Annotated in this window: 9 protein-coding genes and 1 pseudogene; 7 read left to right on the plus strand and 3 right to left on the minus strand. The window is 73.7% G+C overall.

From position 1 onward, the window contains the following. Window positions 1–9: 9 nt before the first annotated feature. The 6 genes and pseudogenes from ACFVQZ_RS28070 to ACFVQZ_RS28095 form a co-directional block, all read left to right on the plus strand. A complete protein-coding gene (locus tag ACFVQZ_RS28070) occupies window positions 10–2,844 on the plus strand; it encodes a helix-turn-helix transcriptional regulator (protein ID WP_383627227.1) in 2,835 nt (944 codons plus the stop codon). A 136-nt stretch (window positions 2,845–2,980) separates the two neighbouring features. Further along, window positions 2,981–4,228, plus strand: a complete 1,248-nt coding sequence (locus ACFVQZ_RS28075; protein WP_030496168.1) for a helix-turn-helix domain-containing protein — start codon at window positions 2,981–2,983, stop codon at window positions 4,226–4,228. Between the two features lie 137 nt (window positions 4,229–4,365). Continuing rightward, complete coding sequence (locus tag ACFVQZ_RS28080) at window positions 4,366–5,217, plus strand: alpha/beta fold hydrolase (RefSeq protein WP_030496167.1); 852 nt, start codon at window positions 4,366–4,368, stop codon at window positions 5,215–5,217. 40 nt (window positions 5,218–5,257) lie between these two features. Further along, entirely contained in the window at window positions 5,258–6,166 is a 909-nt protein-coding gene (locus ACFVQZ_RS28085) for a helix-turn-helix domain-containing protein (RefSeq protein WP_383627232.1), read from the plus strand. Between the two features lie 44 nt (window positions 6,167–6,210). Then, window positions 6,211–6,924, plus strand: a complete 714-nt coding sequence (locus ACFVQZ_RS28090; RefSeq protein ID WP_030496165.1) for an alpha/beta hydrolase — start codon at window positions 6,211–6,213, stop codon at window positions 6,922–6,924. 15 nt (window positions 6,925–6,939) lie between these two features. Beyond that, a pseudogene (locus ACFVQZ_RS28095) lies at window positions 6,940–7,830 on the plus strand (helix-turn-helix domain-containing protein); the annotation flags it as partial. Between the two features lie 1,380 nt (window positions 7,831–9,210). Here ACFVQZ_RS28095 and ACFVQZ_RS28100 read toward each other — a convergent pair. The 3 genes from ACFVQZ_RS28100 to ACFVQZ_RS28110 form a co-directional block, all read right to left on the minus strand. Beyond that, window positions 9,211–10,206 carry an alpha/beta hydrolase gene (locus ACFVQZ_RS28100; protein ID WP_030496163.1) on the minus strand — a complete coding sequence of 332 codons (996 nt, stop codon included), beginning with the start codon at window positions 10,204–10,206 and terminating at the stop codon, window positions 9,211–9,213. 130 nt (window positions 10,207–10,336) lie between these two features. Beyond that, window positions 10,337–11,380 carry a helix-turn-helix domain-containing protein gene (locus ACFVQZ_RS28105; RefSeq protein WP_383627236.1) on the minus strand — a complete coding sequence of 348 codons (1,044 nt, stop codon included), beginning with the start codon at window positions 11,378–11,380 and terminating at the stop codon, window positions 10,337–10,339. A 346-nt stretch (window positions 11,381–11,726) separates the two neighbouring features. Beyond that, a complete protein-coding gene (locus ACFVQZ_RS28110) occupies window positions 11,727–12,662 on the minus strand; it encodes a ScbA/BarX family gamma-butyrolactone biosynthesis protein (RefSeq protein WP_030496161.1) in 936 nt (311 codons plus the stop codon). 179 nt (window positions 12,663–12,841) lie between these two features. Between ACFVQZ_RS28110 and ACFVQZ_RS28115 the strand changes: the two genes are divergently transcribed. After that, entirely contained in the window at window positions 12,842–13,486 is a 645-nt protein-coding gene (locus tag ACFVQZ_RS28115; RefSeq protein ID WP_030496160.1) for a ScbR family autoregulator-binding transcription factor, read from the plus strand. The last annotated feature ends 26 nt before the right edge of the window (window positions 13,487–13,512 follow it).

Here is a 13,512-nt window from a genome sequence, read left to right on the forward strand (position 1 = left end):
ATCCGCCGTATGAGCGCGAACCGAGTGACGACGAGGACAGGACCGGAGGAGCCGGACGGCCCGCTGCCATCCCTCCGGGGCAGGGAAACCGAACTGGCCTTCATCGAGGGGCGGCTCGACGCGCTCGGCCGGGGCGAGGGCGGGATCGTCCGCGTCGAGGGCCCCGCCGGGATCGGCAGGACCAGGCTCCTCGCCGAGGCAGCGGCGACCGCGAGGCGGCGCGGGACGCGCGTGTTCCAGGGGGCGGCGGACCCCGACGAGCATGTCCTGCCGCTCGGCCCGCTCCTCGAAGGCGTACTGTCCGGTGAGGAACCGCTGTCCGGCGCCCAGCGCCTCCGGGACCTCGCCACGACGCCCGGCCGGCGGTTCTGGCTGCTCCAGGAGCTGGGGGACCGCCTGCGGGAGGCGGCCCGGAACGGACCCCTGCTCGTCGTCCTCGACGACCTCCAGTGGTGCGACGACCTGACCCTGCTCACCTTCCGCACGCTCGCGGCGGGACTCTCGTCACACCCGGTCCTGTGGCTGGTCGCCGTGCGCGCCGGCAGCGTGCCGTCCGGGGTGCGCACCACCCTGGACAGGATCCGTCAGGCAGGCGCACGCGAGCTGGTCCTCGAACCGCTGGATGACCCCGCGACCGCCCGGATCGCCGAGGACGTCCTCGGCGCCCCTCCCGGCCCGGACGTCCTCCGCCTCGCCCGGCGCGCCGAGGGAGTGCCCCAGCTGCTGATCGAGCTGCTCGGCTCGCTGCGCGAGGAGGTGGTGACGGCCGGCGACGGCAGGGCCGGCCTGCCGGCCGGGCTCTCCGCCCCGCGGCAGCTGCCTTCCGTCACGCGCCGGCTCGACCAGCTGTCCGACGAAGCGCGGGAGCTGGTGCGGACGGCGGCCGCCGCGGGCGGCACGGTCACCGTCGCCCTGCTCGCCGACCTGCTCGGCAAACCCTCGGCGGCGCTCATCACCGCCGTACGGGAAGCCCTCGACGCCGATCTGCTGGTCGAAAGCGGCGACCGCCTCGCCTTCCGCCACGACCTCGTCCGCGAGGCGGTGGAGTCCGGTCTGCCCCTGTCGCTGCGTCAGGCCCTGCGCCGACAGGCCGCCGTACCGCCGCCGCGGCGAGCCCCGGCCGATGCCTCGGACACCGCGAGGGCCGCGCCGGGGGACGCCGCCGTCGCCGCCCGGCTGCGTGCCGAAGCCGCGGAACTCGCGGCCACCGCTCCCGGACCCGCCGCGGAGCGCAGCCTCCAGGCATGGGAACTCACCGGGGCGGACGATCCGGAGCGGCCGCGGATCCTCGCCGAGACGATCCCGCTGCTCTGGCAGACGGACCGGGCCGCCCAGGCCCGGGAGCTGGGTACCTCCGCCCTGGCGGCCGGCGGCCTCGCGCCCGAGGACGAGGCGCTCCTGCGTCTGGCCCTGGCACGGCTGGCCGTACCGTTCGACTTCTCCGAGGCGGTCCGGCAGGCCCGTGCCGGAGCGGCCCTGTCCGGGATCTCCACGGCCGCGAAGGGGCGTTTGCTCGCCATGCTCGCCGTCGGCCTGTCGATGTCGGGTGAGCACGCGGCGGCCGAACAGGCCGCCGCCGAGGCGTGGGAGACCGCGGCGGCAGCGGGGGACCGCACCGCCGAGGCCACCCTGACGACCGTCCGCTCGGCCGTGAGCTTCCACCGCATGGACCTGACCGAGGCGTTCCGGCAGGCCGAGCGGTCCGCCGCGCTGGCCGACGCTCTGGGCGTCAGCACCTCGCTGTGGGTTCCGGAGGCCCTGTGGCACGCCCTCCTGTCGAACACCACCGGACGCACCGCGGAGGCGCTGGCCGTCGCGGAGGAAGGCATCCGGATCACCCGCGAGCAGGGCCGGACGGCCGCCACCCGCATGTGGCTCATGACCCGCACCCGCATCCTCCTGGAGACCGGACGGCTGTCGGACGCCCGGGCCGACGCCGAAGCCGCGTCCCCCACGGCCGGCGATCCCGGCCCGGGGAACCTCGCCGACGTCACCCTCCGGTACGTGATGCTGCGCGTCGCCCTCCACACCGGCGACCGGCGGACCGCGGAGGTGTACGCGGCGGAGGCGAGGCGCATGCGGAGCGACGGCGCTCCCGTCGTCCGGCACTTCGGTTCGTGGATGCTGGCCCTGATCGCCGACTCCGAAGGCCGGCCCGACCGCGCCATGGCCGAACTCGACGGGGTGATGACGGCCCCCGCCGCGGACCGGCCGGCCTACGCCGGTCTGATCGACCCCGCCGACGCGCCGGTGCTCGTCCGCATGGCGCTGCGCGCGGGCAGGCACGAACGGGCCGCGCAGGCGGTCGTCATGGCGGAGAAACGGGCCGCGCTCAACCCCGGGCTCCCGTTCCTCGCCGCCACCGCCGCCCACGCACGGGGACTCCTCGACAACGACCTCGCCCCTCTCCTGCGCGCCGTCCGGCTGTACGAGGACTGCCCTCGCGTGCTGGCCCGGGCGTCGGCCCTGGAGGACACCGGCCGCAAGGTGGCCGCCACCCGCACGCCGGAAGCGGTCCCGTACCTCGAGACGGCCCTCGCGCTCTATGCGCGAGCGGGCGCCGAGAGGGACGTCGCGCGGGTGCGCCGGCGCCTGCGAGCCGCCGGTGTCCGCCGCCGCCCCTCGACGGCCGGACTCTCCGACGAGTGGCCCGAGTTGACGGCGGCGGAGCTGCGGACGGTCCGGCTCGTGGCCGGAGGGCTGACCAACCGGCAGGCGGCCGAGCAGCTCGCCCTCTCACCGCACACGGTGGGTACGCACCTGCGCAAGGCCTTCACCAAGCTGGACGTCACCTCGCGGACGGAGCTGACCCGGCTGGTGAAGCGTCGCGACAGCGGAGAGTAACCGCTTCGTATCCCCTGCGCGCGTCCGCGCAATGGACGATTCATGCGATGTGCCGACGCCGTCGTTTCCTCAGACTGATCAAGAACCGCGGAAGGGAGAAGCCCGCGGGGACAGGCGATCGAGAGAGGAACCACGCATGACCGGAAGGCTCCAGCGAGCCCGCCCCGGCAGCCCCGAGCTCCAGGCACTCGTCGACGAGCTCGCGGAGCGGCTCGGCCGGTCCGTCGCCGTCGACGACCCGCTGGTCCGCATGGTCTGCACCAGCCGGCACTTCGGCGACGAGGATCCGGTGCGCATCGGCACCCTGCTGCAGGGCCGTGCCGACAACGCCGCCATCCGCCACGTCCTCGCCCAGGGCGTGACCCAGTGGTCCAGACCCGGGTTCATCGACGGCCGGGACGATCTCGGGCTGCTGCCCCGTTACGTCGTGCCGCTGCGCGAACGGGGGCATCTCCTCGGGCTGCTCGTGGTGGTCGTGCCCGAGAAGAAGCTGGGGGAGGAGGAGACCGCTGCCATCGCCCGGGCCGCGGACGCCATGTCGGCCCAGATGTACGGGGAGCACGTCGCCGCCGACACCCGCAAGACCGCTGAGCGGGACCTCGTCCTCGCGCTCGTCGGAACCGACGTCTCCGCGCGCGCCACCGCGCGTCGCCACGGCGAGGAACTCGGTCTGCTCGGAGCGGCGGAACACGTCCTGGTCACCGTCGTCCAGCTCGGCTGCGGCACGGAGCCCGTGCCGCAGTCCGAGGCGGCCCTCTGGGCGGCGCTGGAGGGGTACCGGCAGACGCGCTCCGCCCAGGGCCTCATCGCGATCGGCAAGGAGCGGGCGACACTGCTTCAGCTCCGCGGCCGGCAGCCCGGCGCGGAGGAGGTCGCCGCCCAGTCCGCTCGCATCCTCGGCGAGCTCCGCACCTTCCTGGACCCGTCGGCGGACCCCGTGATCGGCGTCGGCGGCCGGCATCCCGGGCTGGACGGTGCCCGGACCTCGTACGAGCAGGCGCTCGTGGCGGCCCGCGGGGCACGCCGGCTGGCCTCCCTCAACAGCGTCGGCGACTGGGAGCTGCTCGGGGAGCACGCCGTACTGCTCCAGCTCCCCGAGCACGCCCTGAACGCGTCGCTGGTCCCCGAGCCGCTGCGCACCCTGAGCGAGGCCCATGGCGGCGACCGCCTGCGGGACACGCTGCGCTGCTTCCTCGAACACGCGGGGTCGATCCCCAGGACCGCGGACGCGCTGGGAATCCACCGCACGTCGCTCTACTACCGCCTGCGCCAGATCCAGGAAGTGACCGGACTCGACCTCGACGACGGCGCCCACCGGCTCACACTGCACCTCGGTCTCAGGATCGGGGAACTCGTCGCTCCGGGCGCCGGCGGGACCCGGTGACCCCCGACCCCCTTCGACAGAGCGATGAGGACCCACGGCCCGATTCCTACAGCACGCGGTGGTGCGGGCGACGGGCCCCATTCGATGATGTGCGGGACGGGCGGGGAGGCGTACCGCCTCTGACCAGGGAAGAGGCCATGGAGAAACTGATCACGACGGACGGTGCCCGGCTCGCGTACCAGGACACCGGCGGCGAGGGGGTGCCGCTGGTGATGCTCCACGGCTGGGGCCAGACGCAGGCGATGTTCCGCCACCAGATCGACGGACTCGCGCCCGGCCGCCGTGTCGTCACCGTCGACCTCCGCGGCCACGGGAAGTCCGGCAAGCCGCGGCACGGCTACCGGATCGCCCGGCTCTCCCGCGACGTGCTCGAACTCGTCGACCATCTCGGTCTCGACCGTTTCGACGCACTGGGCTGGTCCATGGGCGTCTCGGTGTGGTGGAGCTTCGTCGACCAGTACGGGACCGGAAGGATCCGGCGCTTCGTCGCCGTCGACCAGCCCGCGGCGGTCGCCGCCGTGCCCTGGATGACCGAGCGGGAACAGCGGGACTCCGGTGCCATCTTCGACGTCTCCGGGCTGCTGTACCTGGGTGCGGCCCTCGCGGGGCCGGAGGGCGACTCGGTCCGCGCCGATTTCGTGCGCGGCATGTTCTCCGGCGAGCCCGACCCCGAGGTACTGGCCTTCGTCACCGAGGAGATCAGGTCGACACCCGCCTACGCGGGCGTCCCGCTGCTCTTCGACCACTGCGCGCAGGACTGGCGCGACGTGCTTCCCCGGATCGACGTGCCGACTCTGGTGATCGGCTGTGAGGGAAGCCATGTGCACCCCGATTCGCAGCGCTTCGTCGCCGGGAGGATTCCCGGCGCGCGCCTGCACGTCTTCCCGTCCGACGTGGCGGGCTCGCACTTCCCCTTCCTGGAGAACCCGCCGGCCTTCAACGCCGTCGTGGAGAAGTTCCTCGCCGAGGAGCTGCCGAGAGGAGCGTGAACCCGCTCCCCGCCTGCACGAACCCACGGCTAGGAACACCATGACCCTCACACTGATGTCACGCGCCCCCGAACGGGTGCCCCGGCAGGCGCCCGATCCGGCCTCCTCCCCCTCCGGCTCGGGGTGGCTGGTCCAGATGCTCTCCGAGATGCCGGACGCGAACGACGGCAACCACGTCTACCTCGGCGTCCATGTGCGCGGTGCCGTCACCGTCGTCCACGAGCGTGCCACCACCCTGCTGGAGCCGGGCGACCTGGTCTTCTGCGACCCGGCCCGACGGCATCTGCTGCGGTTCGGCGAGGACTGCCGGACGATCTTCTTCCGGGTGCCCCGCTGCTATCTGGGCGTCCCGGAGCCGGAACTGGACCGGGTGCTCGGCGTCCCCGTACGCGGCGGTGAGGGCATCGGGGCGCTGGCGTCCGCGTTCCTGACCTCGCTCGCCGCCGAGACGGAGTTCCGCCGGTCCACGATCGGGGACCGGCGTGCCCGCACGGCCGTGCACCTCCTCTCCGTCCTGGTCGTGGAGCTCCTCGAAGCGGACAACACCGACACCTCCGACGACGCGGCCGGAGCCGGCAACGCCATGCTCTCCCGCATCCGCGCCCACATCGAGGAACACCTGAGGGACCCGGCCCTCTCACCGGAGTCGATCGCCCGCGCCCACCACATCTCCGTCCGCTACCTGCAGAAGCTGTTCCAGAGCGACGGCAGCACGGTGAGCCAGTGGGTGCGGCAGCGCAGGCTCGAGTCCTGCCGGTTCGAGCTGGTCCGCTCCGCCCGGGGGACCACCATGGCCGCGATGGCACACCGCTGGGGCTTCAGCAGCCCCTCGCACTTCAGCCGCACGTTCCGCGGGGCCTACGGCATGAGCCCCAGCGTATGGCAGGCGCTGGCCGCCACGGCCTTCGCGCCGACGCCCGACGACCCCCAGGACGAGCGAAGGCGCTGACACGCGTGCGCGCCGTCGTGCCCGACACCGAGAAGAGAACTCGCATGCCCCACCCCACCGTCGTCCTCGTGCACGGCGCCTTCGCCGACGCGACCGGCTGGATAGGCGTCATCGCTGAACTGCGCAGCAGCGGCATCCCGGTGATCGCGCCGCCGAACCCGCTGCGCGGCCTGGCGTCGGACGCCGCCTACCTCGCCTCCGTCCTGACACAGGTCGAGGGGACGGCCGTGCTCGTCGGCCACGCGTACGGAGGTGCGCTGATCACCGTGGCGGGTGCCGCGGAGAACGTCGTGGGGCTCGTCTACGTGGCCGCCTACGTGCCCGACGAGGGCGAGAGCCTCGGCCGGCTCCAGGGACACTTCCCCGACCCTCCGCTGACGGGCAGCCTGAAGGAGTGGACGTACCCGCTCCACGACGGCGCCCCCGCGGTCGAGGTCACCATCGAGGAGCAGGCGTTTCCCGCCGTCTTCGCGGCGGACGTCCCCGAGGACGTGGCCGGTGTCCTGGCCGCGTCCCAACGTCCGCTCGCTGCGGCGGCGTTCACCGAGACCGCGGCCGCGGCGGCATGGCGCACGAAACCGTCCTGGGCCCTGGTCGCCGGGGCGGACCGTACGATCGGCCCCGAGGTGCAGCGCTTCGGCGCCGCACGCGCCGGAGCCGTCGTCCTCGAACTCCCGGACGCCTCCCACGCCGTCGCCCTCTCCGAGCCCACGCAGGTCGCCGACCTGATCAGGGCCGCGGTGCGGGCGACGAGCTGACCGGAAGGGGGAGTCGTGCACGGGACGACGTCCTTCGGTGCCGTCCTGCGCGGCCTGCGCCGGCGAGGCCGACTGACGATGGAGGAGCTGTCCGAGGCGTCGGGGGTGAGTGTCCGGGCCATCGGCGACATGGAGCGGGGGCGCAGTCTGGTTCCGCAGCGGCGCACCGTGGTGGCGCTGGCCGAGGGGCTCGGCCTCACGGACGACGAGCGGGAGGCGCTGCTGAGCACGGCGCGGTCGGCGCGTCCGACGCGCGCGGTCGCGGCGGCGGGAACGGCCGTGCCGCCGCGAACGGTAGGGGACTTCACGGGACGGGAGCCGCAGCTGGCCCTCCTGCGGGCGGCCGCCGAACGCGCCCCGGGCGAGGGGGGAGCGTCGGTGTGGGTCGTCTCGGGACCGCCGGGGTGCGGCAAGACCACCCTGGCGCTGAAGGCGGCGGCGGAACTCGCCGAGAGGTTCCCCGACGGCTGTTTCATGGTGGACCTGCATGGCGTGGACGGCCCCGTGGACTCGGGCGAGGCGCTGCTGAAGCTGCTGAAGGCCCTCGGCGTGTCGGACCGCCGGCTGGCCCAGGAGGACCAGCAGGGCCGCGCGGGGCTGCTGCGGGCGCTGTTGGGCGACCGCAGGTGCCTGGTGGTCCTGGACAACGCCCGAGACGAGGGTCAGGTGCGCACGCTGCTGCCGGCGGGCGGGCGGAGTCTGGTGCTGATCACCAGCCGACGGCCCCTGACCGGTCTCGAGGACGTCGGCCGGCTGCCGCTGTCGGAGATGGGGCGGGCGGAGGCGGTCGGTCTGCTGCGCCGGATCCTGGGGGAGGACCGGGCGGACGCGGAAGCCGCTGCCGTGGCCCGGGTGGCCGAGCTGTGCGGACGACTGCCGTTGGCCCTGCGAGTGGCGGCGAACTGGCTGACGGTCCGGTCCGGATGGACCGTCGACCACCTGGTCCGGCGCCTCGCGGACGAGGAACGCCGCCTGGGCGCGCTCGCCGCCGGCGACGTGCGCGTGGAGGCGGCTTTCGAACTGTCCTACCGCCAGCTGACCGGCGCGGCCGCGCGGATGCTGCGGCTGCTGAGCCTGGTCCCGGGCCCCGACATGACCGCCGCCTACGGCGCGGCGCTGACGGCCACCGACGTCGTCGACGCCGAGGACGTGATGGAGGAGCTGGTCGAGGCCGGGCTGCTCCAGGCCACCTTCACCGGCCGCTACCAGCTGCACGACCTGATCCGGCTGTACGGCCGCGGCCGGCTGTCCCACGAGGACGAACCCGCCGAGCGGGAAGCGGCCGACGACCGGCTGCGCGCCTGGCTCCTGGACACCGCCGTGGTCGCCGGCCGCTGGTACCAGCCCGATCACGGGGCACCCCCGCCGTCCTGGGACGGACCGGTCCCGCCGGGGAGCGCTGCGGAGGCCCGCGACTGGCTCCAGAGCGAAGCGCCCTCCTGGCTCGCCGCCCTGCGCGCCGCCGCCCACCGGGGCGAGCACGTCCGGGTCGTGGAGACCGCCCACGCCATGGAATGGTTCTGCGACCTGTGGGTGCACTGGGGGCATTGGCCCGAGGTCTTCCGTCTGGCCGCCGACGCCGCCGCCGCGATCGACGACCCCTCCATGCGGGCTTTCCACCTGAACTGTCACTCCTGGGCCCTGAACACCTGCGAGCAGCGCCACCGCGAGGCCGTCGAACGGGCCGAGGAGGCGCTGGAACACGCCCGCCGCGCACAGGACGTCCACCAGCAGGTCTCGGCCCTGGTGCACGCGGCGAGCGGGTACCGGCAGCTCGGCGATGCCCGGAGGACCGCGGACAGAGCTCTCTCCGCGGCCGAACTGGCCGAGACCACCGGACACTACGAGGCGTGGCCCCAGGCCGTGCGCCTCTACGGGAGCGCTCTGCGCCTGCTGGGCCGGGCGGAGGAAGCACTCGCCCAGCACCGGCGCGTCCTGGCCTTCCTCGACGCGCCCGGCTGTCCGGTGACGGGACACGTCGCCGACATCTTCCGTGCCCACACCTCGCAGGCACTCGGCGCCGCCTGCGTCTCGCTGGGGCGGTGGCGGGAGGCCGTCGCCCACCTGCGCAGCGCCCAGGCCCGGTCGCGTCGCATCGGCGTCGCCCACAGGGAGGCGGAACAGCTGCTGCTCCTCGGAGAGGCGCTGGTCGAGCTGGGGGAGGTCGAGGAGGCCCGTCATGTCCTGGGCCAGGCCCTCGCCCTCGGGGACGCGGCCGACGACAACGAGCTGAGAGCCGCGCGGAAGCTCCTGGACACGCTGCCCGTGGCCACGCCGTCCGGAGGCTCAGCCGCCGCCCCGGTGCAGGGCGACGTGGACGGTGTCGAGGGCCTGGACGAGGGCGGCGCGGGCGGAGTCCGTGTCGCGCAGCTGGTCCAGCACCATGAAGCCGTGGATGGTCCCGTGGTAGCGCAGGGAGACCACCCGTACCCCGGCCGCGCGGAGCTTCGTCGCGTACGCCTCGCCCTCGTCGCGGACCACGTCGGCCTCGCCGGTGACGACCAGGGCGGGCGGGAGCCCGGCGAGCTGTTCCAGGGAGGCCCGCAGCGGTGACGCGGTGACCTGGTCCCGCTGCCGTACGTCAGGCAGGTACTGGTCCCAGAACCAGCGCATGGTGTCCTCGCCGAGGAAGTAGCCGGTGCCGTACTCCCGGTACGAGGGGGTGTCGAAACCGGCGTCGGTGACGGGGCAGAGCAGCACCTGCTGGAGCAGCCGCACTCCTCCGCGCTCCTTCGCGAGCAGGGTCAGTGCCGCCACCAGGTTGCCGCCCGTCGAGTCGCCCACGGCGGCGACACGGCTGCCGTCCAGGCCGATCTCGCCGCCCCGCTCGCAGACCCACTTCGCGACGGCGTAGCACTGCTCGACGGCGACGGGGTACCGGGCCTCGGGGGCGCGCTCGTACTCGACGAAGACCACGGCCGCGTCCGCGCCCAGAGCGAACGCGCGCACCAGGCGTTCATGGGTTCCGGTGTCCCCGAGAGCCCAGCCGAGGCCGTGCAGGAACAGCACGACGGGGATGTCGCCGACGCTGCCGGCGGGCCTGACGACCTGCACCCGTACGTGACCGGTGGGCCCGCCCGGGAGGGCGAACCACTCGGTGGAGACGGCCTCCTCGTCGTGAAGGGCGGGTCCGCCTTCCACGCCCTGGAGACGTGCGAGGTCCAGACGGGCCCGCTCCACGTCCTGGTCGCCCGCCGACGGCGGACAGGTGTGCCGCGACACGAAGGCCAGGGTGGCACGGTCCAGGACGGGGCGGGGGTACGAGGGGACGAACGCGGTCACACACGGTCTCCTGCCGGGAGTGGCTGAACGAAGGGGCGAACCGGCCCGCGGGTTCCGGCGGTGTGCCGGTAGGGGCGCCGGCGAGGGCCGGACGCGGCCGCCGCGGGGACGGGGCGACCGCCGCGGGTCCTCACCTGCCGGCCGTCGCGAGACCGGCCCCGCGTCGGCCGGCACCGGGGGGACTCCCGGGTACGGCGGGGACTGCCGGTGCCCTTTCGGGGACGTCCTGGGCGGTACGCAGGTTGCGCCACTCACGGGGGGAGACGCCGTAGGCGGTGCGGAAGGACCGGCTGAAGTGCGCCGGGCTGAGGAAACCCCACCTCTGAGCCACGGCGGACACGGTGGGGGCCGTCCCGCCGCGGCGGGCCAGTTCACGGCCGCATTCCTCCAGGCGTCGTTGCCGGATGAGCTGACCGACGGTGGTCCCCTCGCCCTCGAACAGCCGGTGCAGGTATCGGACGGAGATCCGGTGGGCCCGGGCGATGCCCTCCGGTGACAGGTCCGGGTCGCCCAGGTTCCGGTTGATGTGGTCCCGCACACGCCGGACCAGGTGGCTCGGAGCGTGCGTCTCCGCGTCGCCCGGGTGGGCCCGCTCGGTGATCAGGGTGGCGAGCAGCTCGACCACGTTGCCGGCCAGCCGGTCCGCCACGGCGGGCGGGTAGCCGTCGGCGGGGGAGGATGCCAGGGCGGACAGGAAGGGGAACAGCATCGCGCCGACGCCCTTCTCGGCGCCGATGGCACGGCCCGTGACCCGCCGGATGTCCCTGTCCGGCACGCCCAGGGTGCGGCGCGGCAGCTGGAAGACGTGCGCCGCGAAGCGCTGCGGATAGTCGAAGGAGTAGGGCCGGGCGGTGTCGTACACCACGAGGTCGCCCTCGTGCACCTCGGCCCGCCTGCCGTCCTGGACGAAGGTGGCCGTGCCGGCCGTCTGGACACCGACCGCCACCAGGGCGTCGGACGGCCCGGAGATGAGGGCCGGCGTGCGGCTGACGCGCCCCGCGTCGGCCTCCACGGTCGAGACCTGGAGGTACGCGAGACGGGTGGTGGCGATCCGGCCGTCGAACGGCCCGTCACCCCGTGGGGACACCACCATCGGCACGAGGGTCCTGCTCACCGCATCGTTCCAGTACGCGACCTTGTCCCGGTCCGGCACGGAGGCGGTCGTCAACACCACACTCAATTTCTCTCCGCTCAAAGGAAGTGGCTCCGGGCCCGGCAGGCGCCGACAGGACCGCTGCACCTGCCGGACGACGGCGGCCGGACGGCTCGTCGTACGGGCGACGGCCTCGCGGGCGCGCGGCCAGGACCGCCTCGGCGGGTCCGGGTTCCCGCCCGTACGCAACAGCCAAGCAGCGGCCGGACTCCCGCTCCAGGCAGAACCACAGGCAGGAATCGGCCGGCCCGACGTCCGCCGCGGCGAGGTGGAGGGTGCGACGACGAGCGGCGGCGTTCCGGGGCCGTGATCGTGGCGTGGCGGCGCCACGATCACAGGGCTTCGGGGAGAGAGCCGGGAGTGGGGCTCAGGCGTGTTCGAGGGCGGTCACGCGTACGGAGAAGACCTCGCTGCCGGCCTGGTGGCCGGTGACCTCCGTGCGGACGACGCCGTTCCGGCCGCGGCGCAGCGGAGTCGCCTCGATCCAGCAGGGCGCGTCCAGTTCGACGTAGCGGACGAACCGGGCGTCGAACTCGGTGGGGACGGTCTGGGCGGCGCCGGACAGGGCCTGCGCGGCCTGGGCGGCGGCTTCGAGGAACACCAGCCCCGGTATGTGGTCGTGGGCGTGGTCGAAGAAGGAGCGGTTGGCGGTGTTCACGCGCAGCTGCCAGCGGTGCGACTCGCCGAGCGGGCTCAGGACGGCGTCGTCCAGGGAGGTCTGCCGGCCCCGGGTGGCGTCATCGAGGGCGGGGCCGACGGGGAGGGCGCGTGCCGTGCTGGCCCGCGCGTCCGCGTACGCCCCCCGCAGCCGGTCGTAGATCGCCGGAGGGACGGCGGTGTAGCGCACGCGGGCGATGCCGAGGGGTTCCCCGTCGCGCGTGGCCGTGATCTGCGTGGCGAGGCGGACGGATCCGCGGCGGTGGCGGTCCACCTCGGTGTGGGAGACCGTCAGGCGTACGTGGGCCGGGTCCGGTCCGGTCCGCAGGGCGGTCGGGACGGCGGAACTGTCGTAGGACTCCCAGCCCAGGCGGAAGTCGAGGGGGATGTCGTGGGCGACGTGCGACAGCAGGGCGAGGGCCTGGCGGATCGTCTCGGAGAGGATCAGCGGGTGGTAGTGCCCTTTGTGGGACGTGTAGAGGGGGTGGTGCGCGGGCCAGTCGGCGAGGACGGTGTGCGAGACGCCGTCGTCGTGCCGGCGCCATCCCGTCACGAACGCCTGACCGGGGGCGGTCTTGCGGGTCAGATTCTTGGGGACGTGCTGGATGCCTTCGAGAGGCGCGATTAAGCCAGTTGTGATGTTCATCGGAAATTCCCCTGGAACGATGCGGGTTGTCTGCAGGCGAGTCCTGCAGACAACGGTGCAAGTGAACCCTGCGCAGCAACATAGAGATGACTATGTTTATTGTCGAGGGAGTCGAGAGGCAGCCGAGAGGCAGCCGAGGGACAGCCGGGAGACGGTCGAAGGACAGGGGAGGCGGGTGCGTGGCTCAGCAGGAGCGGAGTGCTCGGACGCGGGCGGCCATTCTGAGGGCGGGCGCCGAGGTCTTCGCCGAGCTCGGGTTCGCCGGGGCGAGCGTCAGCAAGATCACGAGGCGGGCGAACCTGACGCTGGGGGCGCTCTACTTCCACTTCGCGTCGAAGGAGGAGCTCGCCCGTGAGATCGTCCGGAGCCAGCCGGAGCTGGTGACCATGACCACGGCCACCGGCCTCCAGGGCGCCGTGGACATCACCATGGCGTGGGCGACGCAGCTGCGGGACGACCCTTTACTGCTGGCGGGCGCCCGGCTGGTGATGGACCAGGAGTACTTCGCCTGCGACGAGGAGGGCAACTCCTACCGGCAGTGGGCGGAGGTGCTGCAGCCGTTCCTGCGCGAGGCCGGCGAGAACGGCGAGCTGCGGCCCGGCGTGGACGTCCGGTCGCTGGCCCAGCTCGTGGTCAACGCCTGCACCGGCGCGCAGATGAACGCCCAGCTCGACAGCGGCCGGAAGGACCTCCCGGACCGTGTCCGGCAGATGTGGGTCCTGCTGCTGCCGCTCGTCGCCGGTGAGGAATGCGCGGCCAGGGTCCTGGAGACGGTGCGTTCCGCCGACGCCGGCACCGCTGCGGATGGCGTGAATCGGTCCTGACGGCCCCGGGCGGTCTGCCGCGCTCC

Source organism: Streptomyces sp. NPDC057854 (assembly GCF_042797055.1).
GTDB lineage: Bacteria > Actinomycetota > Actinomycetes > Streptomycetales > Streptomycetaceae > Streptomyces.